Source organism: Mesobacillus subterraneus (assembly GCF_020524355.2).
GTDB lineage: Bacteria > Bacillota > Bacilli > Bacillales > Cytobacillaceae > Mesobacillus > Mesobacillus subterraneus_C.
Genome location: NZ_CP129019.1, coordinates 1176006 through 1202552, shown reverse-complemented (window position 1 = coordinate 1202552; position 26547 = coordinate 1176006). Strand labels below are relative to the sequence as shown.

The window sequence follows — 26547 nt, the reverse complement described above, 5'->3', positions numbered from 1 at the left end:
TGATTTTTTATGAAGAGAAGGAAACTAGGTACATCTGACTTCTACGTCAGCGAAATCGGCCTTGGCTGCATGTCGCTTGGAACAGATTTTCTAAAGGCACAATCCGTAGTCGAATCTGCTTTGGAGGAAGGGATCAACTATTTTGATACTGCCGATTTATATGATTTCGGGGAGAACGAAAGGATAATCGGACAAACCTTAAAGAATGTCCGGGAGCAGGTCATCATCGCTACGAAGGCTGGCAATCGTTGGACTGAGGCGAAAGACAGCTGGACCTGGGATCCATCGAAGGATCACATCAAAGAAGCCGTCAAGCAAAGCTTGAAAAGGCTGAATACCGATTATATTGATCTTTACCAGCTGCACGGCGGGACGGTTGAAGACAATATTGACGAAACAATCGAGGCTTTTGAAGAATTGAAGGATGAAGGCTATATCAAATATTATGGAATCTCATCCATCAGGCCCAATGTCATTCGTGAATTTGCTCAAAAATCAAGCATCGTCTCCGTTATGATGCAGCTCAGCATCCTTGACCGGCGTCCTGAAGAAGAAGTGTTGCCTCTCCTACATGAAAAGAACATCAGTGCAGTAACAAGAGGCACCGTGGCTAAAGGCATGCTTAGTGACAGGATGCTCGAGAAAGCAGCCTCTAAAGGGTATCTTGATTACAGCTTTGAAGAATTGCAAGAGGTCCTTCCATTGTTGAAAGAGAAGCTTGCCTCAACTAGATCCCTTGCAGAAGTCGCCATTCAGTATAATTTATCACACCCTGCAGTAGCTTCTGTCGTAGCAGGGGCAAGCACCCCTGAACAAATAAGGGAAAATGCCAGGGCAGCAAATTCCGCTTTGCTCTCTACCGAGGAAGTCGAATTAATTCGATCAATTACAAAAGCAAATAAATATGACCAGCACAGATGAGCATAGAAAAGAACACTTTCGCATGTGAAAGTGTTCCTTTTTAGGCCTATTACAGGGTTTAAGCTAGCATCAACAAAAATGTGTAGCCTGCCAGTCCAGCGGCAAAGGCCCAAAAGTTACTCTCTCTTTCCTCTGGAAGCTCTTCTTTCATTACATTTAAAATGACACCCCCTGCAAGCAGGGCAAATAGCACTGCAATAATGCTTTCATCTACTTCCCAGATGAGGCCGATTGCCCAGCCTATCACTATTGCGCCAGCAAGAAGCCATCTTCCAATTCGGTCATATATTTCCTTGTGCGCCTCCCTAAGCGCATGGTCGCTCGTGATGAAATGGACGGCCAGGGCTATAAAATAAAATACCAGCCCCTTTACCGTTTCCTGTTCTCCATCAAGCAGCAAGTATCCTATCAAACTGTTATAAAGGAAAAAAGAAACGATATGGATCCAAAACACGCCCATAGTAGCCCTGTCCAGATTATTTTTCTCTTGCTGTCTTTTCTTTGAGTTCTTCACCATACGTTCCAGTCCATAAAATATGGCCAGACCAAGCATCGCTACTATGTATGTATGATTTTCAAAGAAGTTCAGGGCGTCAGATTGGATACTCTTGTCAAGGACCTCGTTATGTTTATTCAACTCAGGGAGCAGGTGGATGAATACGTATGCTACAGAAATGCCTCCTGCAGCTGAAAGCAGTCGGCTTCGAGGTACGTTGTCGAGGAAAGGTACATATCTTGAAAATAGATGGATTGAAACGAATCCAGCCGCTAATATGAAAGTAATAAGTAACAATGCTTTGCTCCTTTGCTTTTTTTACTTAATTGCCCTTTCGCACAGGGAGCAAAACATTTCTTATCTGACTGACCTCCATTGCATCGCTTTATTCTCCAACTCCTTTACAATCGGGGATTTTTCTGAAATATAGGATTCAATATCATACTCATATTTTTGGGCAGCTTTTTCTTTTACTTCAGCGTATTTTCTGGCTTCTCGTGGGTGAGCCCTTAAGTAATCGCGAAATACAAGATGCCTGTGCAATTGATGGCTGCCTTTTTCAAAAGAGTGCAAATGAACTTTTCGCACTCCATTTTCGTCATGTTTTTGAAAATACCGCCTCCGAGGGATGCCGTTTTCCCCTTTCGCCTCGTAGCCAGCACCCTCTATGGCAGGGGTTGCCTTTTCAACTTGCTCAAGGCTGTCAGCGGCTAACATGATGTCTATGATCGGCTTGGCGCTAAGTCCAGGGACAGATGTACTGCCGATATGGTAGATTTCCACTTCTGCTGGTAAAAAGATGGATTCCAGAAGTTGCTTCTCCTTTCCGAAAAGCGTTTTCCATTCATGATTATATGGAACTACTTCCACTCTTCTTCGGGTCATTTGAACCTCTTCCAATCCATGTCGCTTTCGGAGAGCAATTCTTCAAATGATTTGTTCTTCTCCCTTAAACGCTTCTCTTCCTTCTTGCGATCCCATTCAGCCTGCTTTTTCTTTTCTTCCTCCTCCTTTAATTGTTGTTGCTGGTCTTTTAACTTTTGCATGATATCCTGGTTCAGGAGATCGCCCAGTGTTGCTGGTTTTTCTTCTTTCTTTACTTGTTGCTGCTGGCGTTTTTGTTTCTTTTTCATCGTTGATCCCTCTTCTTTGCTCAGCTGAAGCAGATTAGCTTAGCCTATTTTTTACAAGATTATATCATGAAAACTTTTAAGTTAAATATCTAACAGTTTTAAAGACGAAGGAACGCCCTTTAACAGGCGTTCCCGATTAATCAATATGCGTCTAAGACAACTGAGTCGTCTACCTGGAGTTCAGGTTCTGTTGATTTGATGACATCGTCGACTGTGTAGCCTGAAGCTACTTCTACAAGCTTCAGTCCAAAAGGTGTTACGTCAATGACAGCCATATCTGTGATGATGCGGTTGACAACACCTTTTCCTGTCAGCGGCAAGCTGCATTCCTTAAGGATTTTCGCATCACCACTCTTGTTCACATGCTCCATGATCACGATGATTTTTTGTGCTCCGTGGACAAGGTCCATTGCACCGCCCATACCTTTAATCATCTTTCCTGGAATCATCCAATTAGCAAGATCTCCAGCTTCAGAAACTTCCATTCCGCCAAGAATAGCGATATTGATGTGTCCTCCGCGAATCATTGCAAAGGATTCTGCAGAATCAAAATACGCAGCCCCTGGAATCGCGGTAACCGTTTCTTTGCCTGCGTTGATCAAATCGGGATCGACGCTGTCCTCGGAAGGATAAGGTCCAATCCCAAGCAAGCCGTTTTCAGACTGTAGGACTACCTGCTTGTCGTCGGAAATGAAATTTGCAACCAGTGTCGGCATCCCGATGCCAAGGTTTACATAAAAACCATTTTCGATTTCTTTTTCAGCCCGGCGCGCGATTTTCTCCCGGACATTCCCTTTGTTTTTAATCATATGCCTTCTCCTTTCTTGATCAGCCAGAGTTAAGAGTTAACTTCTCACTGTCAGCCTTTCAATCCGTTTCTCCTGATTGCCCTCAATCAGTGTCTGGACATAAATGCTTGGAGTATGGATACTGTTCGGATCTAATTCTCCAACCTCATATAAATTCTCGACTTCAGCAATTGTGACCCTGCCGGCAGCTGCTATCATCGGATTGAAGTTCCTCGCTGTTTTATGATAGACCAGGTTTCCCATTTTATCGCCCTTCCAGGCACGGACTATGCTAAAATCCGCTGTCAGTGACTCTTCAAGGAGATACTCTTTGCCATTGAACATGCGGGTTTCTTTTCCTTCAGCAATTGGAGTTCCTACTCCTGCCGGTGTATAGAAAGCCGGAATGCCAGCTCCGCCTGCCCTGATTTTTTCCGCCAGCGTTCCTTGTGGGATCAATTCGACTTCGATTTCACCAGATAATACCTGTCTTTCGAACTCTTTGTTTTCCCCAACATAGGAACCTACCATTTTCTTAATCTGCTTGTTTTTAAGCAGCAGCCCAAGGCCCCCAGTCATCAACTCCACAGTTATTGGAGATGACAGTCAGGTCTTTCACCCCTTTTTCAACAAGTGCGAGGATGACATTTTCCGGGATCCCGCACAGACCAAAGCCGCCAACCATCAATGTTGCGCCATCTTGGATTTCTGCTACAGCGTCTTGAAAGGATGTGCAAATTGTTTTCATCGTTCTTCCCCCCTTTGACTATGGAAGCACGGGCAAATGCCGGTGCCTGATTTATTAAGTTACAAGATTTATAGGCTTAAGCGAGTTCCACAACTGTTGCGACACCCTGCCCGCCGCCTATGCACAGTGTAGCAAGACCGGTCTTTGCGTTACGGCGCTTCATTTCATGGATCAGTGTAACAAGGATTCTGGCTCCACTCGCTCCGATTGGATGGCCCAGGGCAATCGCACCGCCATTTACATTTAGAATGTCCTTGTTAAAATTAAGCTCACGATCGACAGCCAGAGACTGAGCGGCAAATGCTTCATTCGCCTCGATCAGCTCGATGTTTTCCATCGTCATGCCCGCTTTGTTCAATGCTTTCTTAACTGCGTCAACTGGTCCGATGCCCATGATGCTTGGGATCCACACCTGCGCTCGCATTTCCCTTAATGACAACGAGCGGTTTTAAGCCAAGCTCTTCAGCCTTTGCCCTGCTCATGACAACCAATGCAGCAGCTCCATCATTGATTCCTGATGCGTTCCCCGCCGTTACACTGCCATCCTTTTTGAATGCCGGACGAAGGCCGCCAAGCTTCTCAGCAGTTGTCCCTTTTTTTTGGGTACTCATCCGTATCAAAAACGACCGGATCTCCTTTTCGCTGCGGAATTTCGATTGGCACGATTTCATCCTTGAACGTGCCTTCTTCAATCGCCTTTGCTGCTTTTTCCTGGCTAGCTGACGCAAACTCGTCCTGCTCGCTTCTTCCGATTTCATATTTTGAGCACAGGTTTTCAGCCGTGACACCCATGTGGTAGTCATTGAATGCACACCAAAGGCCGTCTGAGATCATGCTGTCTTCGAGCTTCTGATCACCCATCTTGAATCCATCCCGTGCATTTTTCAATAAATATGGTGCCTGGCTCATATTCTCCATTCCGCCGGCAACGACAACTTCCGCATCACCTGCTATGATGGCTTGCGCTGCCAGGTGTACAGCCTTCAAACCTGAGCCGCATACTTTATTGATTGTCATAGAGGAAGCGCTTTCAGGAATACCCGCCTTAATCGCTGCCTGTCTTGCAGGGTTTTGTCCAAGACCAGCCTGAAGTACATTGCCCATGATGATTTCATCCACTTGACCAGGATCGACACCCGCCTGCTTCAATGCATCTTTAATTACAGCGGCACCGAGTTCTGGTGCGGAAATATTTTTCAAACTACCATTAAAGCTGCCAATTGCTGTCCTTACTGCAGCTACGATTACTGCTTCAGTCTTGCTCAAACTGCTCACCCTTTCTCTGGTTCTCACGTTTTAATTACTTCTATTGCTTTCGATAAAATCCCTTTTATTTTATCAAAATTTTATTTATTCTTGCATTTTTTAAAATATTCTATTTACAATTAAGGTATCTTAAGAGGAGGGTTATATCAAATGCTGCAGCTTCCCGAGAAGGTTGAAATAATTGAAGTTGGCCCGAGAGATGGGCTTCAAAATGAAAAGAATTTTGTTCCTACTGATGTAAAAAAAGCTTTTATAAATTCCCTGAAGCTTGCCGGAGTCAAAGAAATGGAACTTACTTCCTTTGTATCTCCTAAATGGGTGCCACAGATGGCAGATGCCTCAGAGATCGTTGCTGACTGTCTTGACAGCAATACAAGGAATATTGTCCTCGCTCCCAATAAAAAGGGTGTTGAACGTGTCTATATGACTGACTGCAAAGCAGTCGCTGTTTTCGTCGGAGTCAGCAATACCTTCAACCAAAAAAATATCAACAAAACGACTGCAGAGAGCCTTACGGAGGTTCTACCGTTAATCGCAGAGCTTAAGTCGAAAGACTATTTTGTTCGCGCATGCATCTCAACAGCTTTTTATTGTCCATATGAAGGCAAGGTTGAAGAAGATGAGGTCCTCGCATTATGCAGTAAATTCGTTGAGGCCGGGGTCGATGAATTGAGCGTCGCCGATACAATCGGCATGGCTGCACCCCATGAGTCCTATTCTTTATTTTCCAAACTAAAGGATGCCTGTCCGGATGTGCTGCTGACTGCACATTTCCATGATACAAGAAAGCTGGCATTGTCGAATATTTTTGCCGCTCTACAGGCAGGAGTCACCCGGTTTGACACTTCTGCCGGGGGCCTTGGCGGATGCCCGTTCGCCCCAGGTGCTGCAGGCAACGCTGCTACCGAGGATGTCGTCTATATGCTCCACAGGATGGGAATCGAAACCGGCGTCGATCTTGACACGCTGCTCAAGGCTATTGAGGTGATTCAGCCTCATATCTCAAGGACGATTGATAGTACCTATTTCAAGCTGAATTCTGTTACTGTTTAAGTTTTTGCATAAGCTTCCGCTCTTGAATCCATCTTATTAGAAGAGGTTATTTTGAAGAAGGGAGCATATTGCATGAGCCAAAAACGTGACAAAGGCTATAGCCAGCAAGGCAAGCCAAACGCAGATAATGTAAAACAGCAGATTGCCGCCGAGGATCTTGAAAAAGCGATTCACCCAACAAAGCGCCAGAATTCGCAGCAATAACGATGGGGGGACCGCCTGATTCGGCGGTCTTTTTTATGTTTGTTTTATATCCGCTAATGGTAAAATAGAGAAAATGAATTATCGGAGGGTTTAGCTTGAGAAAGGCATTCCGCGTGTTATTTTCTTTTTTGCTTGTCCTGACCTCACTGGGGGTTTTTATATCTAACAGAGTCATGTTCTTGAAAAAGAAAGATGATGACGAAATCTTTAACCGGGAAAAAGACGCTGGCCATCTGGTGCCAGATGAATATGAAGCACTGCCAAAAAGGGAAGTTAGCATTCCCTCTTCTCTCGGGTATCCTTTGAAGGCCGTCCTTGTCGAACCTCACGAGACAAACCGGTATATCATCATCGCCCACGGAGTTACCCAGAGCAAGACGAATTCTGTGAAATACATGAATTTGTTCCTCAACAGAGGCTTCAACGCAGTTATATACGACCATCGCCGCCATGGCGAATCTGGCGGTAAAACTACGAGCTATGGATATTATGAAAAATTCGATCTTAAATCGGTGGTAGATTGGCTCAGGAAAGAAAAAGGGCCGGATCTGCTTCTCGGAGTCCATGGTGAATCCATGGGGGCAGCTACGCTTCTCCTATATGCGGGCATGATTGAGGATGGCGCCGATTTCTATGTCGCAGATTGTCCGTTCTCCGACTTCAGTGAGCAACTCTCCTATCGCATCAAGGAAGAGGTTAAATTTTTGCCGCCAAGGTTATTGCTGCCAGTCGCCAGTATGTTTGTCCGCATCCGTGATAAATATTCTTTGAGTCAGGTATCTCCGATTGCAGTTATCGAAAATATTAAAAACCCAATCCTTTTCATCCATAGCCGCATGGACGATTTCATCCTGCCATCGATGACCGAGGCCTTGTTTGAACAGAAGCAAGGGCCGAAGAAGCTATACATGGCCGATAACGGCCTACACGCCCAATCCTACAGCGAGAACCGGGAACAATACGAGAAGGTGCTTGATGAATTTCTTGAGGAATATGTCTTCGCCGATCATGGAAGTACGAACGCAGATCATTAATACATGCTGAGCGAGGTTGTATCTTTTCAGCTCGTATAAATCCAATAGAGGTTTCTATTGGACACTTTTCTTCCGTGCCTACTTCCATTTGTCCGATAGAGACCTTCTATCGGACACTCTTCTTTGATTCCTGCTTCCGTTTATCCGCTCTTCTCCACAAAAAAAAAGACTGGCTCTTCTGAAGCCAATCTTTTACTGTTTTTCTCCCTGGCGATCCATTTCTTTTCCAGCACCGTCCAGTGCCCTGACTTCTTTGTAATCGCCAATTGCGTAATAATAACGTTCGTTTTCTTTTTCAAAGATTTCAATTTTGGTAAACTTTCCATCTGGTCCTGCAGCTTCAATGGTTTTGATATCGGGATTCACGATTTTCCCAAAAATCACGGGAAACTTCGTATCCAAAGTTCCGTCTTCTTTAAAGGTTGTGAAAGTGTCGGCATACAGGATCATGAAATCATTTTTATAATAAGTCCAGTGGTTATGCCCCGCATTTTCCCAGCCTTCTTTTTCGCTACCTTTGATATAGGCTACTGCGAGTGCGTCGAATGTGTTTGAGCCTTCTTTTTGCTCTGTTGTGTAAAAGATAAGCCATCCATCCTCGACTTTTTCCTTGTGGACGGTTTGTTTGATGTTGAACGGAATATCGTTTTGGATTGCTTCTCCCGCAGTCTTATAAGCGCACCCTGACAGCACAATCATGCACAAAACCAATATGGCTGACCTCCACAATTTCCCCATCTTTCTCCCCTGCCTTCTCATCAAACTTCTATGTATTTCTACACCCTTCTCTCTTATTTAACCTTTTTTTCAATTTTTTGTAAACTTAAAACTTCCTTTTATCATGGAAGCTCATTCTTGGATTCAGATATTCATTCGGGCTTTTTAATTGGAAGCACCCTGCTGTATCCTTATAATCAATTGTCATTTCTTCATCAAAAAAGACTTCCTTGGATTTTTCCATATAGATCGGAATCCCGTCTGTCTCTATCTTGTTTTCTTCCTCATATCGTTCACTTTCAAACCAGAGGGCAGCTACCCCACTTACTGCACAGCCGCATCCGTCTATATCATATTTCAATTTTATATACCCTTGTTTTCCTGAAATTTTTTCTTGAAGCTTGTTTAAAGCTGCTTCAGTGATCTTTAGTTTCATTAAACTGCACTCCCTTTCCAGTTTTTCATTTTATCATAAGAGAATCATTATTTCGTACGATAACCACTTGTCAATCTCAAAATAGTCTTGCAATTTTCCCGTTTAGCTTTTACTATCAAAGATAATTGTGACATTTGAAAGGGGTGCTTATTTTGACGAAAGTAACAATCAAGGTGAATGATAATGGTTCTTTAAGGATTTCCGGCGATGTTGAGCTGCTGGATGGGGCCGGCAATAAATATGAAACGAAGCCTGCTTTCTCGCTTTGCCGCTGCGGCCTGAGCAAAAACATGCCGTTCTGCGATGCTTCCCATAAAGGGAAATTCGAATCAGTCGTGCGTGCACCGGAAGCGGATGAAACGGAATAATATTTTTGAGGGCAATGGACAATCCATTGCTCTTTTTCATGAGGATATTTCTGGTGATTTTTTTTAAAATAAAAGCTCTCTCAGATTTCAAGTGAATCAAACTACCATTCATCCGCAATCCTGACATCGGCAATGTGTGTGATCCCGATACGATGGATTTCTTCGAATCTGTCAACGATATGGAGCTTCTGTCCAAGTTCATTCCAATAATGAATTTTCCCAATCACCAATTCATATTTCCTTTGCCTGAAATAGGTGATGCTGAGCGGGCGGTTATACTCCATCGCTTCGAGAATCGTTTCATTCAATTGTTCAAGCTGCTGTTCATCAAGCTGCTTCTCCGTTTCATATGCATCCTCCTGTGCCCAGTCACGCAGCATCTTGACATGCTCAGGAAGCATCATTGACGTCCATTTAATTCTTCCGCGGTCACGAATCACCTTGCTCTCCTCCTCCTTTTATCAACCCTTATGCCCGCCAACGAGTGCGGCGCGATGCCTTGCTGTTCCGGCTGCCGTATACGATACCGCCCTTAAGATAGCTGTCGAGCCGTAGCGGCTGCGGATCTGGTCCATTGCATAGCCCAGCTTTTTCTTTTTCCAGCCGTTTTTTTCAAAAAGATTCAATTGAAATTCACTGTCGGTGACGAGATTCCCGAGTGAAATCGAAATGCTTCGCACCGTCTTTCCCGTGTAGTTCTCGGCAAAAAGCTCGAGGCAGACACGATACAGGTCCATTGTAATATTGGTTGGGTCCTGAATTGTTCTTGAGCGATGGAAGCCTCCGCCGAATTCATCCTGGCTGTAACCGATCCCGAAGCTGATGGTCCGGCCAGCCTTACCATGGCTTCTTGCCCTGCGCGCGACTTCCTCGCTCATTTCGAGTATGACATGCTTGATTTCCTCTTCTTCTTTGTAATCCCGAAGCAGGATCTGGCTTTTCCCAAAGCTGATCTGCCCTTCCATGATTGGGGCACCGATATCTGAAAAATCGACTCCCCATGCGTGCCAGTATAGCTGATTGCCCATGATACCGAATTTTTTCTCCAGCTTCTCCAGGTCATAGCGCGCCAGCTGGCCGACTGTAAAAATGCCCATACTGTTCAGTGTTTTCTCGACACGGCGGCCGATTCCCCACATTTCCCTGAGCGGCGAGACATTCCACAGCTTCGTCTGGACATCCTCATAGGTCCATTCGGCAACGCCCTTTTTTTTTGCATCGAGGTCAAGGCAGAGCTTTGACATCAGCATGTTCGGTCCAATCCCGATTGCGCAAGGAAGCTGGAACTCACGCTCAATATCATCTTTGATTTTTTTTGCGATTGAAGCAGCGTCTCCCCAAAGCTTCGAAGCACCGTCTACCTTTATGAAGCTTTCGTCGACACTGTAGGTATGAATCGCTTCCTTTGGAACATAGCGATTGAATACACGGGAGATTTCTGTGGAAATTCGCAGGTAGGTGGACATCTGTGGATCAACGACCACAATTCGCGGATCATCGGGAATTTCAAATTTCCGTGATCCAGTCTTAATGCCAAACTCCTTTTTCAAACGCGGTGAGGCTGCGAGGACGACACTTCCCGGGCGGTCAAGATTCCCGACGACAGCCAGGTAGCAGTCAAGCGGATCGAGTCCAAGCATCACGGCGGAACAGCTCGCATAAAAGCTCTTCATGTCCACACATAAAATTTTATTTTGCGGCATTTCGCTGTAATCGATCATGTTCTTCTCTCCTTTCCGCAGGGATACCCACCAACAACAACAAGAACATCTGTTCCATTTCATTATACCCATTATATTAAGCGAATATGCGTTCGGTTTCAATGGTAATTTTCCGCCGGACTGACTTAATTAAGGGGGAAATGGTGGGTCATGCCAGGAATGGAGATATTTACGGAGGGTGTTTTAAAGGCGAACTTCCAAGTATAATCAGGGTGAGAGGTGCTAAGTTATGGATAAAAAACTCATTCGCAAGATGGTCCAGAAATGCCTCATCCAGTACCGGCATGATGGTTCACTGCCTTTCGGCGAGGCGGAATTCGAAGAAATTTATATAAAGATTGTGAAACAGAAAAATGAGGAGCCCGAAGCTGATTTGCATGACATCATCAATGACGCTGTTTATGAATTTTTGGCTACTTAAAAAAATCCCCTGAAAACTAAAGGCTGCCCTGGAATAAACAGGACAGCCTTTTGATTATTTTAATCTGATATTTGCTTCGCCGTTGATTGTTGCCGGATATTCATTCAACTTTAAGGTAATCGGGCCAGAAGTTGCTCCTTCACCGAAGTATGGGATCAAATAAGCAACTTGCTGTTCACCCGTGCTCCATCTGTAAGAGGCTGAACCGTCACCGATTTCATTCCCATTGCCGTCGACTGCCTGGTCGAGAGAAATATTTGTCGGTCCTTTCTTTGAACTTCTTTTGAAGGTAAGCATCAACTGATCCTCTTCTCTGCTGACTTGCAGCAATCGGCCGTCACTTGGAGCCTTCAGGATTTCCAGTTTATCGGGATCGACGATTAATTCGAGCTCATTTTTATTAAGTGCACGCACAGAATTGAAGCGAAGAAAAAGCTCCTTAGGTTTTTTAAAATAATTGCTTTGCAGGTAAAATTCCTTTCTGTTCTCCTCCGAATGGATCGAAGTGGTTCCATTATTAATTGCAGCCCATTCTTCTCCTGTTTCATCCACAAGCCTCAAATCCTCAAAGCCAAAAACCTGCTTGGTGTTCTGCTCGTTAAAATGGACGGTTACCCCAATTCTCGTAGGGTAAATGGACACTTCTTCGACAGTGATTTTCTGTCCTTCAAACTCAACTGTCTCATTTAAGACAAACACTTCTTTTTTATCCTTGAAAGCATCTTTATCAATCGAGAATGGAATTACCCATGTGTCATCCAGCTTAGCTATAGACTGACCATCTTCTGTTCTTCCTTCAGCGAGCTCAATACTCAGCTGCAAACTCTCTGAAAGATTATTCTGGTAAAACTCATATGTCGCCTGAAGCAGCTGCTCGTTATTCTCTGCATCATCCACCCATCCACCAAAAGAAAACACGGTTTCTTCAATGTTATTTCCTGCGCTGTCGGTCAGCCTCATGTTTTCAACCGAGATTTCCTTGTGTCCGCCTGAAGAGTCAACCTTATAAAACAGCACCATCATCTGCTCGTCAACAATCACCGAATCGAGGGTAATCTTGATGCCGTCATGTTCATCGGACACACCGATTTTTTGCGCGAAATCATTTTCGATGGCAGAGGTCAGCCCTTTGTCATAACGGACAAGCTCTACAATCCTCTCCATCCCAGGTATCGCGGTGACATACGTAGCAAATGTCTCTGACGTCCTGAGCATCGCTGTAAAAGCAAAAATCAAGATTGCTGCTGACGCAAAGGTCCTCATATATAAAAGGTTTCTCTTCCGCTTTCCTTTCCCCTTGCTGATTCCGGCAGCAATGGCCTGGTCCAGCTGGAGTTCAGGAACTTCGATATTCTCAAGTGCTGCCTGAGCGTTTGTCAGCTTTTTTTCCTCGGCATTAAGCATAGCCTAATCCCCCCTTTTCCTCGAGCTGTACGCGAAGCTCTTTCAGCCCTTTGTTTAGCCAAGTCTTCACGGTACCTTCAGGGCATTCGAGAATCTCGGCAATTTCCTTTATTTTAAAATCATGAACATATTTCAGTTCGATGACCTGTCTTGTCTTGGGATCAAGCTTGCCAATCACTTCATCGACCTCAAGCCAACTGGACTGGTGCTCAGCTCCCATCAGGCTTATGAGATCATCGCTGACGAGAATTTTCTTTCTCTTCTTTAATTCATCATTGCAATAGTTTATTAGGATCCTTGTCAGCCAAGTCGTAAAATACTGCGGCTCCTTCACCTTCCGGATCGATTGGAACGCCCTGAAGGTGACCTCCTGCAGCGCTTCCACTGCATCCTCACTATTTTTCAGGTAGCTGAGGGCCATCCGGTACAGTCGTATTTTATGAAGTTGCATCAATTCGTAAAATGCCGCTTCGTCGCCTTTCTTTGCTCTATGTACGAGTTCTTGAAGCTCCAAAATGTCTCCCCCTGACTTTGTCTCTATCTATTAGACATCGAACGCGGAAAAAAGTTTTACTCAATTGAAAAAACCGCCAAAAATTTTACAAGGCGGTCTTCGAAAGATAAAAATCGATATTTCTACTAAAGTTATTTCTGGTTAAAAACTCTTTTGCCTAAAAGTTCAAATGTACGGGGGAAGAGCGAGTAGACAATGCTGCCAGGACTCATCCAGCGCGGCAAATTGATTTCACGAGTTCTCGTCATCATGCGGTTGACCACTTGTTTCGCCACGTATTCAGGCTGCAGCATAAAACGTTTGACATTTTCCACATAGGTACCCTGTTTATCTGCGACCTCAAAAAAGTTCGTAGCAATTGGACCCGGATTGACTGAAGTGACAAAGATATTCTCGTCTGCAACCTCCATTCTCAGGCTGTTCGTATACCCAAGCACGGCATGCTTTGTTGCCGAATATACACTTGATTTAGGTGTGGCAATCTTGCCGGCCTGGGAAGCTATATTGATAATATGGCCGCTTCTCCGCTGCTTCATTGCAGGCAGCACCATCGAGGTACAGGCCATCAAGCCGACGACATTGACATCGAACATCGTTTTGATGTCTTCAATTTTCGCTTCATGTGCATAATCAAAAATACCAAAGCCGGCATTGTTGACCAATATATCAACGTAGCGAATATCAGTAAGCACCTCTGAAAAGACCTGCTTGATTGCTTCAGGATCAGACACATCCAGCTTCTGGGCATGGACATTGATCGCATATTTTGATTGTAATTCCTTTTTTAAACTCTCAAGTTTATCGATACTCCTAGCCAGAAGGACGAGATTCGCTCCGCGCGCAGCGCAAAGCCTGGCAATCTCGGCACCAATCCCCCCGGAGGCACCGGTTATAATTATATTTTTCCCTTTTAAGGATGACATCGTCTTTCACCTCATTTTGCTGTATAAACGAAGGATGTACCTTCTTCTCTGACTGAAATTGCGTCCAGGGATTGTAAATAGTCAAGCTGGCCGACTGTTTCCGAAATGGTCAGATTCAGTTCACGCTCATATACTGTCGGGAAGAGCAATTTGCAAATCTCAAAAACAGTGAGTTCCCTGCCTTCAAGCATCCCCCTTACCTGCAATGCCCTGTCATGCTGGCGGGCAAGTCTTTTTTCGATCAGGCTTTGCAATTCTGTTATCTCTGTTCCATGTCCGGTGTATACAAGCCCAATCGGGTACTGCTGCAGTTTTTTTAGTGTTGCGTTATATTGAACCAGGGGCTTCGGCCTTTCCGTTTCGCCTGGAAGCGGCGGCTCCAGTAATGGATTGGGCGAAATGCCAGCAAGAATTGTATCCCCGGCAATCATTGTGCCGTCTTTTTCACGCAATAGCACGACATGGCTCTGGGCATGGCCCGGTGTCTCGATCACTTTCCACCCTGGCAATGCCGGAGCAACATCGTTTTCCTGAATAGTTCCAGTCAATGAACGATCGCAAGAAAATACTAATGTCTTTTTCATCACTTTCATCGAGGGCACAAAATACTGCTCTGGTATGGCTGATTGTAAAAAGAATTTTTGATAGAATTCCTGATGTTCCTTTTCAAATTCCGGCGTCCTGTTGATCCACCTTTCATTCAGCTGATGTCCAAATACGCTGAGACTTGGCGAAAAATAATCCAGCATTCCAACATGATCTGGGTGATCATGAGTCAGGATGACCTGTTCAATATCCTCCGGCTTCAGTTTCAAATCGGCAAGCTGGGATTTGAACGACTCCCAGGACTGCTCCGTCTTCGTTCCAGCGTCAACAAGTGTCAACCTGTCCCCTTTTATTAAATATGCGTTCACATCACCGACCGGAAAAGGCGTCGGCAAAGTCAGTTTGGCAATTCCATCTATCCATTCAGCCATATAATCTATACACCCCAAAACATTATTTTTCTATAAGATAAACGGTTTGTTAATTTTAGAAATCATTCAACTTTATAGCCCGTGGTATTTTTTCAATATAAAATTAAGTTTACCTTTAAAGCGGGCAAATGTCATTATTTTCAGATTTTATTTTCTGAAAAAACTAAAAATTTACCGATTTCCTCTTGACATAAGGGTTGTCTTTCTTGCATAATCACTATTAAAATTTCGTAAAATCTTAAAAAGCATTCGAGCAAGACGAGTAGACAGGAATGGTGTAAGAGAGTGGAGTCCACCGGCTGAAAGGCTCCGCCGCCCTCTTCGTGTTGAACCCTACCTTGCGAGCTGCCAGGCAAACCTGGACGTAGACCGGCGTTAACGGGTGTTGAGCTGCACTTTTTTCAGCGCTGGCTGAGGAAGTGAATGAAGGTGGTACCACGGAAGCATGGCCTTTCGTCCTTTTTTGGATGAAGGGCTTTTTTGTTTTTCCCTTGTTTACTAAACGTAAACGAAACAAAAATATTTTGGAGGCGATCTTGATGAAGAAGCTTGTTTTTGTTGGAGCAGGTTCGATGGCAGAAGCGATGATTTCCGGAATAGGGGCAAGCGGGCTTCTTCCGGGAGAGCAGATTTGGGTTACTAATAAACAGGATACTGACAGATTACACACTCTGGAGCAGAGGTATGGAATCAAAGCGACATATGATTCAGGGGCACTTTTTAAAGACGCGGATGCAGTCGTCCTGGCAATGAAACCGAAGGATGCAGCAGCAGCAATCGAGGAGGTCAAATCTTATTTACCAGAAGGAACGCTTGTCATTTCCGTCCTCGCTGGGATTTCGATTGAGACAATTGAGTCAGCAGCAGGAAAATCGCTGGCAGTAGCAAGGGCAATGCCAAATACCTCGGCTGCGATTGGCAAATCGGCAACTGCCCTGGCAGTCAACTCCCTGGTGAATGAAATGCAAAAGACACTGGTGCAGGAGCTTTTTAACACGATTGGCATGACAACAAACGTTGAGGAATATCAGCTTGACGCAGTCACAGGATTATCAGGAAGCGGACCAGCGTATATTTATTACCTTGTTGAAGCGATGGAGAAAAGCGCCGCCGAAATCGGTCTTGAAAAGCAAACCGCAAAGCAGCTGATTATCCAGACGCTACTGGGAGCGGCAGAAATGCTGACGAAATCGGATAAGGAGCCTGCCCAGCTTCGCTTTGAGGTGACCAGCCCGGGCGGTACGACCGAAGCTGGAATCAGCATTCTTGAGCAGCATGGCGTCCAAACTGCTTTCGTTTCTTGTATAAAAGAAGCCACAGCCCAATCAAAAAGGCTTGGCCAACTGCTTGGCAATGAACTAGCAGCCGCAAATCGCCCGCTCTAAAATTGCATTTGGGCCTTGGGCCCTATGTTTCTCTACAATGGAGAAAAACAACAGGGACGTGTGCTTGGTGCTTATCATTTTACTTTCTTTGACTTTGGTCATCTGGATTGCAGCGACGATTGACGCTTTGATTGGTTTCAGGAAATTGGATTCCCTTGAAAAAGCTGAAGCTGCTGACCGGGGACCACTGCTCAGCGTAATCGTGGCTGCCAGAAATGAAGAGGAACATATTGTCCAGAGCGTTCGCACGCAGATGATACAATCCTATCAAAATGTTGAATGGATTTTGGTAAATGACCGCTCCGAGGATGGAACAGGTCAGGTGATGGAAGACTTAAAGAAGTCAGATTCGAGAATCAAAGTCATCCATGTCGAGAGTTTGCCAGAAGGATGGCTCGGCAAGAACCATGCTCTCTATAAAGGCTGCCAGCTCGCAGCTGGCAACATGCTCTTGTTTACGGATGCTGATGTTATGTATCATCCCCAGGCTTTTTCAAAGGCGGTTGGCTATTTTCAAAAGCATGAGCTCGATCATTTGACCGCGACTCCGAACCTTAGTGCAAGGCAGTTTTGGCTAAAAGCCTTCGTTGCCTTCTTTTTGTTTGGCTTTTCTTATTACAAGAGGCCGTGGCTTGGCAATAATCCACGTTCTAAAACGGGAGTCGGCATCGGTGCGTTCAATATGATTTCCCGGTCGGCCTATGAAAAAGTCGGCACCCATGAATATATAAGGATGCGGCCTGATGATGACTTGCAGCTGGGAATGATGGTAAAGCGTCAGGGGCTCAAGCAGAGGATCGTCACTGCTATGACGCTCATTGAAGTGGAATGGTACCAAAGCTTGAATGATGCATTAGCTGGTCTTGAGAAAAATACCTTTGCCGGTCTTCACTACCGGATCAGCATGGTATTATTTTCAGTATTTGGTGTCTTTGTTTCCCAGGTTGTGCCTTTCTTCACTCTTTTTTCAACAAATCATGCTGTTGCCATTTTAAGTGCTGCCAATCTCGTATTCCTGGCTTTCCTTTATGTGATGGTTACAAAGAAGATGACGAAATTTTCACCATGGCTGTTCTTTGTCCTTCCGTTCACTGCCCTGCTGTTCATTTTCTCCATCCTGAGAGCCAGCTACCTGACAATCAAAAGAGGCGGTATCATCTGGCGCGGAACGAAATATACGCTTGCTGAATTAAGAAAAAACACATTGCGGTGAGTACAATTTTTCCTTTCCTCAGGGAGCCCTGTTATACTTAAAATATATTTTGATAAACGAAATAAAAGGAGGCACCAGGATTGGAAAAGAAATTATTTTCCCCTTACAAAATTAAAGATTTAACTCTGAAAAACCGGATTGTCATGGCTCCGATGTGTATGTACTCATGCGAAAAAGAAGACGGGATTGTCACAGACTTCCATATGACACACTATGTGAGCCGAGCTGTCGGTCAGGTCGGCCTGGTCATTCTTGAGGCAACTGCAGTGACGCCGCAAGGACGGATTTCCCATCAGGACCTGGGAATCTGGAGCGATGAGCATGTGCCAGGTCTGACAGCTTTGACGGAACAAATCAAGCAGAGCGGTGCAGCTGCTGGGATCCAGCTGGCACATGCCGGGCGAAAAGCAGCATTGCGTAATGAAATCATCGCGCCTTCTGCTTTAGTGTTTGACGAGAATTATAAAGAACCGAAGGCTATGACAGTCGAAGAAATTAAGGAAACCGTCGAGGCGTTCAGGCTTGCTGCAGAAAGATCAAAGCATGCTGGCTTCGATGTCATTGAAATTCACGCTGCACATGGCTATTTAATCAACCAGTTCCTCTCCCCGCTTACGAATAAACGAGAGGACGAATACGGCGGCACTGCCGAGAAGCGCTTCCGCTTCCTTCAGGAAATTCTTGAAGAGGTAAAGACGGTATGGGATGGACCTCTGTTTGTCCGGGTTTCAGCTAGTGACTATCATGATGCTGGCCTGACCATCGATGATTATGTGACAATTGGTGCATCACTAAAAGAACTGGGAGTTGACCTGATTGATGTCAGCTCAGGCGCCGTTGTCCCAGCAAGAATCAATGCCTATCCAGGCTACCAAGTTAAATTCGCTGAAAAAATCAAGCATGAAGCTGATGTAGCTACTGGTGCAGTAGGATTGATCACGACAGGAATCCAGGCAGAAGAAATACTGCAGAATGATCGCGCAGATTTAATTTTCATCGCCCGCGAACTGCTGCGAGATCCATACTGGTCAAGGACAGCGGCTAAGGAGCTTGGAACGAGTATCGAATCTCCTAAGCAATATGAACGAGGATGGATATTCTAAGCTAAAACAATTTTAATTCTAAAGAGGCTTTTCCAGAGTATAGCTTTGGGAGGCCTCTTTTTTGCTTTGTACCCTTTTAACCAAAATTAATATGCATGACGGACACTTTCTTGCGTTTTTCATGAATTTCTGTCCGTCATAGCCTTAATGACGGACACTTTCTTGTGCATTTCATGAATTTCTGTCCGTCATAGCCTTGATGACGGACACTTTCTTGCGTTTGCCGTGAATTTCTGTCCGTCATAGCCTTAATGACGGACACTTTCTTGTGCATTTCATGAATTTCTGTCCGTCATAGCCTTGATGACGGACACTTTCTTGCGTTTGCCGTGAATTTCTGTCCGTCATGACCTTGATGACGGACACTTTCTTGTGCATTTCATGAATTTCTGTCCGTCATAGCCTTGATGATGGACACTTTCTTGCGTTTGCCGTGAATTTCTGTCCGTCATGACCTTGATGACGGACACTTTCTTGTGCATTTCATGAATTTCTGTCCGTCATAGCCTTGATGACGGACACTTTCTTGTGCATTTCATGAATTTCTGTCCGTCATAGCCTTGATGATGGACACTTTCTTGCGTTTACCGTGAATTTCTGTCCATAATATGCCTAAGATCATTTTACTCATGCTTTAACACCATAGAAAAGAGGCTGTCATCAAACAGCCCCTTTTTCTATGAAATTCTTAATTTAACAGTCTTTTTCGAGCAAAATTCTCCGGTACATATTCCCGAACATGACTCCTTCATCAAAAATCAGCCTAACATTTGTCTTTTGCGTTTCGGAGATTTTCTCAAAAGATACACCGATATCCGTTCCAAACAGCTTGATCACATGCCTAATAGTCTTTTTAAAAGTGGATAAGCTTTTCCCCGGCTCTGCAAATTTATCGAATACCAGCACCAAGCCATCCTTTCGGCAAACTCTTACCATCTCGCCAAATGCCTTTCTGCCGTCAGGAACTACTGACAATATTAAACTTCCAACAACGTAATCAAAGGCACCATCAGTGAAATCGAGCTGTTGGGCATCCATTTGCAAAAAAGTAATCTTCGAGTTTCGATATTTATCCTTCGCTTTCTGAAACATATCTTCTGAATAATCGATCGCGGTGATTTCCAAGTTTTCATGGGGCAATCTATCGATGTCAGCACCTGTTCCGACACCAACGAACAGCACCTTATCTCCGGGCTTGAAGTGGATATCTTTAAATAATGCATCTCTCGCCTTCGAAAAAGGGCCAGCATTGAAAATGGCATCATAAATTGGCGCCCAGCCTTTGTAGATAACCTTATTCCAAGAGTTTTTCATTTTACCCACCCCAGCCCGAATGATTTTAAACTTTCAATAAAGTTAAACCTTATTTGCTTTTGGTCTTGCATTTAAGGAAATTAATATCACTGACATTGCGCAATCGTCTATTTATCCTTGACTCTCAAAAGCCTCAAGCCATTCAGAGTAACAATCAAGGTCGCTCCCATATCTGCAAAAATCGCGATCCACAGGGTGAGCCAGCCGGGGATGACCAATAGCAGTGCCAGCAATTTCACGCCAATTGAGAAGGCGATGTTTTGTTTGATGATTGCCAGAGTTTTGCGGCTCAATTTAATCGTGAACGGCAGCTTTTTCAAGTCATCGGACATCAGGGCGATATCCGCGGTTTCGAGTGCCGTATCGGTGCCTGCTCCGCCCATCGCGACTCCAACCGTCGCAGCGGCTAGTGCAGGTGCGTCATTGATTCCATCTCCGACCATCGCGACTTTTCCGTGGTTTTTCTGCAGGGCTTTTATGAAATTGAGCTTATCTTCTGGAAGCAAATCGGATTCAATATCAGACACACCAGCCTGGCTGCCAATGGCCTTTGCTGTTCCTTTGTTGTCACCAGTCAGCATGATTGTTTGTTCAATACCAAGCTCATGCAGTCGGGAAACGACTTCCCTGCTCGACTCTCTTACTTCGTCCGCAACCGCGATCAAAGCAAGTACTCTAGACTTAACTCCTGCAACCATGACTGTTTTGCCCTCAGACTGCAGACGTGAAATTACTTCAGCTACTGCACCGGGGATTCCACCTTCAACAATTTCTCCAAGGTAATTAGGACTGCCGATATAATAAGTAATTCCGTCGACAGTTCCCTTTAAACCTTTACCGGTTACCGATGTGAAATCTTCTATTACTTGATCCAAGTAAGGTACTGCGTCTGCTTCTGCTTTACGGACAATCGCAGATGCAAGCGGATGCTGTGATTTATTTTCAAGGGCGGCAATTACTGCAAAAAGGCCGCTTGAATCTTCGCCAGATACCATTTTGAAATCGGTAACAGCTGGCACTCCTTTTGTGAGCGTCCCAGTCTTATCAAAGGCAATTGCTTTCAGTGCCCCCATTTCCTCAAGGTGGACGCCACCCTTTACAAGCACACCATGTTTAGCGGCATTGCCAATCGCTGTCACGATTGAAACTGGTGTTGAAATGACAAGGGCACACGGGCAGCCGACAACGAGGACAGCCAGGCCTTGATAAATCCACTCGCTCCATCCTGCACCGAAGAATAGGGGCGGAACAATAGCGACCAAAAATGCGATAAGGATAATAATCGGTGTGTAATACTTGGCGAAGCGGTCAACAAATGCCTGGGAAGGGGCCTTTTCCGCCTGTGCCTCTTCGACAAGGTGAATGATTTTGGCGATTGTGGTATCATCGACCAGTTTAGTGATTTTAACCTCAATGAGACCTTCTCCATTCAGCGTACCGGCAAACACCTCATCGCCTATGTTCTTATCGGCTGGTACAGATTCCCCTGTGATTGCCGCCTGGTTGACAGCCGAGAACCCCGCAAGCACTTCCCCATCCATGGCAATTTTCTCGCCGGGTTTTACAATCATGATGTCTCCGACTTCTATTTCATTTACGTTTATGCTGTATTCCCTGCCATTCCTGCGGACCAGCGCTTCTTTTGGGGCGATATCCATTAACGAACGAATCGAGGCTCTTGCCTTATCCATTGAATATCTCTCAAGCACTTCACTAATCGCAAACAAAATAACAACGACAGCACCCTCGCTCCACTCGCCAATTATGGCAGCACCGATGATGGCAACAGTCATCAGTGCCCTCATGTCAAAATCGAGTTTGAGAAGATTCTTTATCCCACTCTTAAACAGGGAGTAGCCACCTACAATAATGGCTCCTAAAAATAACAAGATGGCCGGCAAGCTTTCTTCGCCATAATTAAACTGGAAAAAATACGCGGCAATGATCATAACTAAGCTGATCAGTACCGTAAAGTTTTCCTGCCAGAACGGTTTCTTTTTTTCAGGGATAATCTCTGCTTTATCCGGGTAAAGCCGCAGGTTCTCAAATGCGCCAGCTTGCTCCAGTTCTTCAATGGAGGCTTTACCGAAAACAGTCAGCTTGGAAGCGCCAAAATTAACTTTTGCATCAAAAACACCATCCAGGTGTTTTACGTTCTTTTCGAACTTTCCGGCACAGCCTGCTCAGGTGAAGCCCTGTACCCGGTATATGGTTTTCTCGCCAGATTGCGCTGCTTCAGTCATTCAACTCCATCTCCTTTTGATGTTCAAACGCTAGGTGAATCAATTGCTTCACATGGTCATCCACCAGTGAATAATAAACAAGCTTTCCTTCTTTGCGATACTTAGCAAGCCCTAGATTTTTCAACAGCCTCAAATGGTGTGAAGCTGTTGCTGTAGACGAGTTTACGACCGCTGCTACATCACAGACACAAAGCTCTTTGCCAACATATAGTGAGTATGCAATTTTAATCCTAGTTTCATCTGATAAAGCTTTGAATATTTTTGCTGCTTCAAAAGTATTTTGTTCCTTTAACCCAGCAGCTACCTGTTCAACTTTATCATTATGGACGCAATTGACCTGACAGACATCCTGCTCCTTCAATCTGCTCACCCCATTCATTCAAATGATCTTTTGACTATATCTTATTCAAATATGTGTTTGATTGTCAAACAAAAATACATTCAAATGATCTTTTGATTATACCTTATTCAAATACGCGTTTGATTGTCAAACAAAAATAAAAAACCAGGATATCTCCTGGTTTTAAAGGTTAAGCGATTTTCTCATTCTGACGCTCGGCAACCTTCTTGAAGTAAAACCCTAATTTGACGAGGCCAACTGCGGTCAAGGATAGAATCATATTAAAGAAAACTGCGAATATCGCAAGATCCATTACTTCAAAGATGACGGCATATAAAAAACCAGCTGCTCCAAATAGTGAAATCGTGATGAGAAAATGCAACCTTGGGAAAAGAAAAGTAATGATACCACTAAACAATAGGACAAGTGAACCCATGATAAATAGATGAAGACCGAATAATAGCAAAAACTCCAAAATAATTCCCCCAGTATTACTGTTGCTGGTCTGATGGAAATGGTTCCACCACTTTCTAATTCCCTCTGGGTTCTTTTTTTAAACTAAAAGACTCTAAATTCGGTCATCCCATATTCGATTTAGCATCGTTTTTTCACTGGAAACGACAAGTTCGAATACATCCGGATTCGTCATTTCCATCAGGCAGTCGTAACCGAAACTTTCATTGAAATACCGCATGAGCAATGTAGTCATGTTACCATGGCTGACTAGTAAAATGTGGTCATGTTCTGAACATAATAAATCCTCAATCAGTGATTTCGCACGATTCATCGCAGCTGAATGGGATTCTCCTCCTTCAAAAACAAGCTCAAAATCCTCAAAGGTTTGCTTTAGCTTATCACGCCAGTCCTCAAAATTGACCGTACTCAGCACTCTTTCTCCGAGTCTGTCATCTTCAAGGACCCTTATGCCCCTTGAATCTGAAAGTGGTTTAATGGTATCGACGGCTCTTTTAAAAGGGCTACAATAGATGAGATCTATTTCTTTTCGCTTGAAAAAGTCAACTAGTGCCATCGCCTGTTTCCTGCCGTGTTCAGTCAGTGGTGAGTCTACAGGCTGGCCAGTCGCACTTGCATGTCGTACAAGATAGATTGTTTTCAATCAAAACACCCCTTTATCCAGTCCTGTTCATAAGGTACGTTAATTTCCATAAAATCTTCTGAGACAACAGTATTGGCAAAAACTGTTCGTGCTTCCTTTTCAAGCTCCTTCCAGTCATTGCGGTCATACCTGGAGCTAATATGGGTCAGGCACAGTTTTTTCACACCAGCATTCAAGGCTGTTTCTGCGGCCTGCAGAGTAGTTGAATGGAAATATTCAAAGGCAAGTGTACCTTCATCTGCTGAAAAAGTTGCTTCGTGGACGAGAAGATCTGCATTTTGTGCAAGCACTTGAGCATTTGGACAAACCCTTGTGTCACCCAAAATCGTGACAATCCTTCCTTTTTGCGGCGGACCGACAAATGCAGCAGGATCGATGACCGTTCCGTCGTCCAATATGACTTCTTCCCCGTTCTTGATTTTCCTGTAGTCAGGACCGGGCTTCACCCCTGCACTTTGAAGCTTGTCAGCAAGCAAGGTCCCGGGACGATCTTTTTCCTTTACTCTGTACCCATATGAGGGGATTCCATGCTCTAACAGTCGTGCTTCAACGATAAACTGCTCATCTTCAAAAATGATTCCTTCCTTCAGCTCGATGATTTCAATATGATATTTCAAGTAGGATTTACTAATTCTCAAAGATACCTCGATATACTCTTTAATTCCGGGAGGCCCATAAACCGTAACCATCGACTCTCCTCCCTGGAAGGAACGGCTCGACAGCAACCCAGGCAAACCATATATATGATCTCCGTGCAGGTGGGTAATGAAGATTTTTTCAATCCTCCGCGGCTTGATACTTGTATGTAAAATTTGATGCTGAGTTGCTTCCCCACAGTCAAACAGCCATACAGTTCCCCGTTCCTCCAGCAATTTCAGTGCGATTGAGGTCACATTCCTCAGCTTGGCTGGGACGCCTGCCCCTGTTCCAAGAAAAAAAACATCCATAATCCTGACATCCTCCCGTACAAAATGCCTGCGATCCATACAGACAATTATTATTCATTTCAATATATCACAACTAGCTTTATTCAATGAAACCAAACGCCAGATTTACTCAGGCGGGGATAGTTCCACGCAATTGGAAGAAAACTAAGCTCAGTTTAAACAGTTGCTAATTGTTCTCGAAAGGGATAAAATTTTGTATTTGTAGAGTGTTTTTTTACATACATTTAAATTCACATAAAAGAGAGGTTCTATATTGTGGCACAAACCGAAAAACCAACAGCCTTAATCATGATCTTCGGGGCTACGGGAGACCTGGCAAACCGTAAATTGTTTCCTTCCCTCTATAATTTGTTTGAAAAAGGAAAACTGGACAAATTCGCGGTCGTCGGCGTTGCCCGCCGCTCACTTTCTAATGAAGAATTTCAGCTGAAGGTAAAAGAATCTGTGAAGCAAAATGGGGAGACAGAAGCTGACATCGACGAATTTGTTTCCAAGTTTTATTATCATTCCCATGATGTTACTGATTCAAGTTCTTATCTCGCTCTTGGAAAGCTTGCAGAAGAATTGGACAGCCACTATGAACTTAATGGCAATAGAATCTTCTACCTGGCAATGGCACCAGAATTTTTTGGAACGATTGCTGAACATTTAAAGAAGGATAAGCTTACTGACGTATCCGGGTTTAAACGCCTTGTCATCGAAAAGCCTTTCGGGCATGATCTTGAGTCAGCAAAAGTGTTGAACAAGCAAATTCGGAAAGCCTTTTCTGAAGATGAAATCTATCGAATTGACCATTATCTTGGGAAGGAAATGGTTCAAAACATTGAGGTAATCCGTTTTGCAAATGCGATGTTCGAACCACTTTGGAATAACCGATACATTTCCAATATCCAGGTGACATCAAGTGAAACGCTTGGAGTCGAAGAACGCGGACGCTATTATGAGAAAAGCGGCGCTCTAAGGGATATGGTTCAGAACCATATGCTGCAGATGGTTTCCTTACTTGCAATGGAGCCGCCTATCAAGCTGACGACAGATGAAATCCGTTCAGAAAAAGTACGAGTGTTCCGTGCTCTCCGTCCTATAAAAGGCGAGGAAGTCAATGAGTATTTTGTTCGCGGTCAATATGATCAAGGCAGCATGAATGAAACAGACGTCCCTGCATACCGCCAGGAGGAAATGGTCAACCCTGAATCGAATACGGAGACTTTTGTCGCTGGTAAGCTGATGATTGATAATTTCCGCTGGGCTGGAGTCCCTTTCTATATCCGTACAGGAAAAAGAATGAAGGCCAAGTCAACTAAAATTGTGATCCAATTCAAAGATATTCCGATGGATTTGTATTACCAGCCGGAGAAAACGGTGAAACCAAATCTTCTCGTCATTCATATCCAGCCTGAAGAAGGAATCACGCTTCACTTAAACGCCAAGAAATCCGGCCAGGGTACTGACGCTACACCTGTAAAATTGAATTATGCCAATAAAGGAATCGATGGGCTGAACACACCGGAAGCATATGAAAAACTCCTATTCGATTCATTGCGTGGCGATGCTACAAATTTCACGCATTGGGATGAAGTCGCATTATCTTGGAGCTTTGTTGATAATATTTCAGAAGTCTGGGAAAACACAAAGGAACCGTCATTCCCGAACTATACGTCAGGCTCCATGGGTCCTGACGCAGCAGACAAGCTGCTAGAGCAAGATGGATTCTTCTGGTGGTCACTTACTGAAATCGATGTAGAAAAATGCTAATAGAAC

31 protein-coding genes and 1 pseudogene are annotated in these 26547 nt (G+C 44.4%); 10 read left to right on the top strand and 22 right to left on the bottom strand.

Going from position 1 to position 26547, the window contains the following annotated elements:
- Positions 1–9: 9 nt before the first annotated feature.
- Positions 10–921, top strand: coding sequence for an aldo/keto reductase (locus LC048_RS06005; RefSeq protein ID WP_226602158.1), 912 nt, complete (start codon positions 10–12; stop codon positions 919–921).
- A 58-nt stretch (positions 922–979) separates the two neighbouring features.
- Here the strand turns inward: LC048_RS06005 and LC048_RS06000 are convergent, their stop codons facing one another.
- From LC048_RS06000 to LC048_RS05965, 8 genes and pseudogenes are all read right to left on the bottom strand, one after another.
- Entirely contained in the window at positions 980–1714 is a 735-nt protein-coding gene (locus LC048_RS06000) for a ZIP family metal transporter (RefSeq protein ID WP_226602157.1), read from the bottom strand.
- A gap of 60 nt (positions 1715–1774) precedes the next feature.
- Complete coding sequence (locus LC048_RS05995) at positions 1775–2302, bottom strand: GrpB family protein (RefSeq protein WP_226602156.1); 528 nt, start codon at positions 2300–2302, stop codon at positions 1775–1777.
- Positions 2299–2550: a YqkE family protein gene (locus tag LC048_RS05990; RefSeq protein ID WP_226602155.1), complete on the bottom strand. Its 252-nt coding sequence runs from the start codon at positions 2548–2550 to the stop codon at positions 2299–2301. Before LC048_RS05990 ends, LC048_RS05995 begins: the two co-directional genes overlap by 4 nt.
- 140 nt (positions 2551–2690) lie before the next feature.
- On the bottom strand, positions 2691–3359 hold the full coding sequence (locus LC048_RS05985; RefSeq protein WP_226602154.1) for a 3-oxoacid CoA-transferase subunit B: 669 nt from the start codon (positions 3357–3359) through the stop codon (positions 2691–2693).
- 36 nt (positions 3360–3395) lie between these two features.
- Positions 3396–4086 (bottom strand): annotated as a pseudogene (locus LC048_RS05980) (CoA transferase subunit A).
- Positions 4087–4162: 76 nt separating this feature from the next.
- A complete protein-coding gene (locus LC048_RS05975) occupies positions 4163–4480 on the bottom strand; it encodes an acetyl-CoA C-acetyltransferase (RefSeq protein WP_306049715.1) in 318 nt (105 codons plus the stop codon).
- Complete coding sequence (locus LC048_RS05970) at positions 4461–4778, bottom strand: thiolase family protein (RefSeq protein ID WP_306049713.1); 318 nt, start codon at positions 4776–4778, stop codon at positions 4461–4463. Before LC048_RS05970 ends, LC048_RS05975 begins: the two co-directional genes overlap by 20 nt.
- Positions 4666–5352 (bottom strand): acetyl-CoA C-acyltransferase, encoded by a 687-nt coding sequence (locus LC048_RS05965; RefSeq protein WP_306049711.1) that lies wholly within the window; start codon positions 5350–5352, stop codon positions 4666–4668. The genes LC048_RS05970 and LC048_RS05965 overlap by 113 nt, the downstream gene beginning before the upstream one ends.
- Before the next feature lie 150 nt (positions 5353–5502).
- On the opposite strand from LC048_RS05965, the gene LC048_RS05960 reads away from it, so the two are divergent.
- The 3 genes from LC048_RS05960 (at position 5503) to LC048_RS05950 (ending at position 7643) form a co-directional block, all read left to right on the top strand.
- A complete protein-coding gene (locus LC048_RS05960) occupies positions 5503–6405 on the top strand; it encodes a hydroxymethylglutaryl-CoA lyase (protein WP_226602151.1) in 903 nt (300 codons plus the stop codon).
- A gap of 72 nt (positions 6406–6477) precedes the next feature.
- Positions 6478–6609 carry a hypothetical protein gene (locus LC048_RS05955; protein WP_264188393.1) on the top strand — a complete coding sequence of 44 codons (132 nt, stop codon included), beginning with the start codon at positions 6478–6480 and terminating at the stop codon, positions 6607–6609.
- Between the two features lie 95 nt (positions 6610–6704).
- Positions 6705–7643: an alpha/beta hydrolase gene (locus LC048_RS05950; protein WP_226602150.1), complete on the top strand. Its 939-nt coding sequence runs from the start codon at positions 6705–6707 to the stop codon at positions 7641–7643.
- Positions 7644–7835: 192 nt separating this feature from the next.
- On the opposite strand, the gene LC048_RS05945 is transcribed toward LC048_RS05950, so the two are convergent.
- On the bottom strand, positions 7836–8381 hold the full coding sequence (locus LC048_RS05945; RefSeq protein WP_226602149.1) for a hypothetical protein: 546 nt from the start codon (positions 8379–8381) through the stop codon (positions 7836–7838).
- Positions 8382–8466: 85 nt separating this feature from the next.
- The gene (locus LC048_RS05940) at positions 8467–8796 is read right to left on the bottom strand and encodes an iron-sulfur cluster biosynthesis family protein (protein WP_226602148.1); all 330 of its coding nucleotides are present in this window, start codon (positions 8794–8796) and stop codon (positions 8467–8469) included.
- 143 nt (positions 8797–8939) lie between these two features.
- Here LC048_RS05940 and LC048_RS05935 point away from each other — a divergent pair, with 143 nt between their 5' ends.
- Positions 8940–9164: a CDGSH iron-sulfur domain-containing protein gene (locus LC048_RS05935; RefSeq protein WP_371932045.1), complete on the top strand. Its 225-nt coding sequence runs from the start codon at positions 8940–8942 to the stop codon at positions 9162–9164.
- Positions 9165–9265: 101 nt separating this feature from the next.
- Here the strand turns inward: LC048_RS05935 and LC048_RS05930 are convergent, their stop codons facing one another.
- Positions 9266–9604 (bottom strand): YolD-like family protein, encoded by a 339-nt coding sequence (locus LC048_RS05930; RefSeq protein WP_226602146.1) that lies wholly within the window; start codon positions 9602–9604, stop codon positions 9266–9268.
- 21 nt (positions 9605–9625) lie between these two features.
- On the bottom strand, positions 9626–10885 hold the full coding sequence (locus LC048_RS05925; protein ID WP_226602145.1) for a Y-family DNA polymerase: 1260 nt from the start codon (positions 10883–10885) through the stop codon (positions 9626–9628).
- A 229-nt stretch (positions 10886–11114) separates the two neighbouring features.
- Here LC048_RS05925 and LC048_RS05920 point away from each other — a divergent pair, with 229 nt between their 5' ends.
- Positions 11115–11306 (top strand): YqzH family protein, encoded by a 192-nt coding sequence (locus LC048_RS05920; RefSeq protein ID WP_226602144.1) that lies wholly within the window; start codon positions 11115–11117, stop codon positions 11304–11306.
- Between the two features lie 54 nt (positions 11307–11360).
- Here LC048_RS05920 and LC048_RS05915 read toward each other — a convergent pair whose 3' ends face one another.
- The 4 genes from LC048_RS05915 to LC048_RS05900 all read right to left on the bottom strand — a co-directional run bounded on the left by LC048_RS05915 (position 11361) and on the right by LC048_RS05900 (position 15124).
- Positions 11361–12710 (bottom strand): DUF4179 domain-containing protein, encoded by a 1350-nt coding sequence (locus tag LC048_RS05915; RefSeq protein ID WP_226602143.1) that lies wholly within the window; start codon positions 12708–12710, stop codon positions 11361–11363.
- On the bottom strand, positions 12703–13224 hold the full coding sequence (locus tag LC048_RS05910) for a sigma-70 family RNA polymerase sigma factor (RefSeq protein ID WP_226602142.1): 522 nt from the start codon (positions 13222–13224) through the stop codon (positions 12703–12705). The genes LC048_RS05915 and LC048_RS05910 overlap by 8 nt, the downstream gene beginning before the upstream one ends.
- Before the next feature lie 131 nt (positions 13225–13355).
- Positions 13356–14147, bottom strand: coding sequence for an SDR family NAD(P)-dependent oxidoreductase (locus tag LC048_RS05905; RefSeq protein ID WP_226602141.1), 792 nt, complete (start codon positions 14145–14147; stop codon positions 13356–13358).
- Between the two features lie 11 nt (positions 14148–14158).
- Entirely contained in the window at positions 14159–15124 is a 966-nt protein-coding gene (locus tag LC048_RS05900) for an MBL fold metallo-hydrolase (RefSeq protein ID WP_226602140.1), read from the bottom strand.
- A gap of 539 nt (positions 15125–15663) precedes the next feature.
- Between LC048_RS05900 and proC the strand changes: the two genes are divergently transcribed.
- The 3 genes from proC to namA all read left to right on the top strand — a co-directional run bounded on the left by proC (position 15664) and on the right by namA (position 18825).
- Positions 15664–16509: a pyrroline-5-carboxylate reductase gene (gene proC / locus LC048_RS05895; RefSeq protein ID WP_226602139.1), complete on the top strand. Its 846-nt coding sequence runs from the start codon at positions 15664–15666 to the stop codon at positions 16507–16509.
- A gap of 67 nt (positions 16510–16576) precedes the next feature.
- Positions 16577–17722, top strand: coding sequence for a glycosyltransferase family 2 protein (locus LC048_RS05890; RefSeq protein ID WP_226602138.1), 1146 nt, complete (start codon positions 16577–16579; stop codon positions 17720–17722).
- An 80-nt stretch (positions 17723–17802) separates the two neighbouring features.
- Positions 17803–18825: an NADPH dehydrogenase NamA gene (gene namA / locus LC048_RS05885; RefSeq protein WP_306049706.1), complete on the top strand. Its 1023-nt coding sequence runs from the start codon at positions 17803–17805 to the stop codon at positions 18823–18825.
- Positions 18826–19518: 693 nt separating this feature from the next.
- Here the strand turns inward: namA and LC048_RS05880 are convergent.
- From LC048_RS05880 to rnz, 6 genes are all read right to left on the bottom strand, one after another.
- A complete protein-coding gene (locus LC048_RS05880) occupies positions 19519–20139 on the bottom strand; it encodes a class I SAM-dependent methyltransferase (RefSeq protein ID WP_226602131.1) in 621 nt (206 codons plus the stop codon).
- A 107-nt stretch (positions 20140–20246) separates the two neighbouring features.
- Complete coding sequence (locus LC048_RS05875; RefSeq protein ID WP_226602130.1) at positions 20247–22382, bottom strand: heavy metal translocating P-type ATPase; 2136 nt, start codon at positions 22380–22382, stop codon at positions 20247–20249.
- Entirely contained in the window at positions 22375–22743 is a 369-nt protein-coding gene (locus LC048_RS05870; protein ID WP_102263500.1) for an ArsR/SmtB family transcription factor, read from the bottom strand. Before LC048_RS05870 ends, LC048_RS05875 begins: the two co-directional genes overlap by 8 nt.
- 169 nt (positions 22744–22912) lie before the next feature.
- Positions 22913–23197: a hypothetical protein gene (locus LC048_RS05865; RefSeq protein WP_226602129.1), complete on the bottom strand. Its 285-nt coding sequence runs from the start codon at positions 23195–23197 to the stop codon at positions 22913–22915.
- A 93-nt stretch (positions 23198–23290) separates the two neighbouring features.
- Positions 23291–23839 (bottom strand): histidine phosphatase family protein, encoded by a 549-nt coding sequence (locus LC048_RS05860; RefSeq protein ID WP_226602128.1) that lies wholly within the window; start codon positions 23837–23839, stop codon positions 23291–23293.
- Positions 23836–24786 (bottom strand): ribonuclease Z, encoded by a 951-nt coding sequence (gene rnz, locus LC048_RS05855; RefSeq protein ID WP_226602127.1) that lies wholly within the window; start codon positions 24784–24786, stop codon positions 23836–23838. Before rnz ends, LC048_RS05860 begins: the two co-directional genes overlap by 4 nt.
- Positions 24787–25041: 255 nt before the next feature.
- On the opposite strand from rnz, the gene zwf reads away from it, so the two are divergent.
- Positions 25042–26541: a glucose-6-phosphate dehydrogenase gene (gene zwf / locus LC048_RS05850; protein WP_306049701.1), complete on the top strand. Its 1500-nt coding sequence runs from the start codon at positions 25042–25044 to the stop codon at positions 26539–26541.
- The last annotated feature ends 6 nt before the right edge of the window (positions 26542–26547 follow it).

What these genes read in the sequence shown, in the direction of transcription:
- LC048_RS05990 (WP_226602155.1), bottom strand. Translation starts at nt 2,550, where the DNA reads ATGAAAAAGAAACAAAAACGCCAGCAGCAACAAGTAAAGAAAGAAGAA.
- LC048_RS05995 (WP_226602156.1), bottom strand. Translation starts at nt 2,302, where the DNA reads ATGACCCGAAGAAGAGTGGAAGTAGTTCCATATAATCATGAATGGAAA.
- LC048_RS06005 (WP_226602158.1), top strand. Translation starts at nt 10, where the DNA reads ATGAAGAGAAGGAAACTAGGTACATCTGACTTCTACGTCAGCGAAATC.
- LC048_RS05940 (WP_226602148.1), bottom strand. Translation starts at nt 8,796, where the DNA reads ATGAAACTAAAGATCACTGAAGCAGCTTTAAACAAGCTTCAAGAAAAA.
- LC048_RS05985 (WP_226602154.1), bottom strand. Translation starts at nt 3,359, where the DNA reads ATGATTAAAAACAAAGGGAATGTCCGGGAGAAAATCGCGCGCCGGGCT.
- LC048_RS05900 (WP_226602140.1), bottom strand. Translation starts at nt 15,124, where the DNA reads ATGGCTGAATGGATAGATGGAATTGCCAAACTGACTTTGCCGACGCCT.
- LC048_RS05955 (WP_264188393.1), top strand. Translation starts at nt 6,478, where the DNA reads ATGAGCCAAAAACGTGACAAAGGCTATAGCCAGCAAGGCAAGCCAAAC.
- LC048_RS05880 (WP_226602131.1), bottom strand. Translation starts at nt 20,139, where the DNA reads ATGAAAAACTCTTGGAATAAGGTTATCTACAAAGGCTGGGCGCCAATT.
- LC048_RS05915 (WP_226602143.1), bottom strand. Translation starts at nt 12,710, where the DNA reads ATGCTTAATGCCGAGGAAAAAAAGCTGACAAACGCTCAGGCAGCACTT.
- LC048_RS05920 (WP_226602144.1), top strand. Translation starts at nt 11,115, where the DNA reads ATGGATAAAAAACTCATTCGCAAGATGGTCCAGAAATGCCTCATCCAG.
- rnz (WP_226602127.1), bottom strand. Translation starts at nt 24,786, where the DNA reads ATGGATGTTTTTTTTCTTGGAACAGGGGCAGGCGTCCCAGCCAAGCTG.
- LC048_RS05905 (WP_226602141.1), bottom strand. Translation starts at nt 14,147, where the DNA reads ATGTCATCCTTAAAAGGGAAAAATATAATTATAACCGGTGCCTCCGGG.
- LC048_RS05975 (WP_306049715.1), bottom strand. Translation starts at nt 4,480, where the DNA reads ATGGGCATCGGACCAGTTGACGCAGTTAAGAAAGCATTGAACAAAGCG.
- LC048_RS05960 (WP_226602151.1), top strand. Translation starts at nt 5,503, where the DNA reads ATGCTGCAGCTTCCCGAGAAGGTTGAAATAATTGAAGTTGGCCCGAGA.
- LC048_RS05945 (WP_226602149.1), bottom strand. Translation starts at nt 8,381, where the DNA reads ATGGGGAAATTGTGGAGGTCAGCCATATTGGTTTTGTGCATGATTGTG.
- proC (WP_226602139.1), top strand. Translation starts at nt 15,664, where the DNA reads ATGAAGAAGCTTGTTTTTGTTGGAGCAGGTTCGATGGCAGAAGCGATG.
- LC048_RS05925 (WP_226602145.1), bottom strand. Translation starts at nt 10,885, where the DNA reads ATGATCGATTACAGCGAAATGCCGCAAAATAAAATTTTATGTGTGGAC.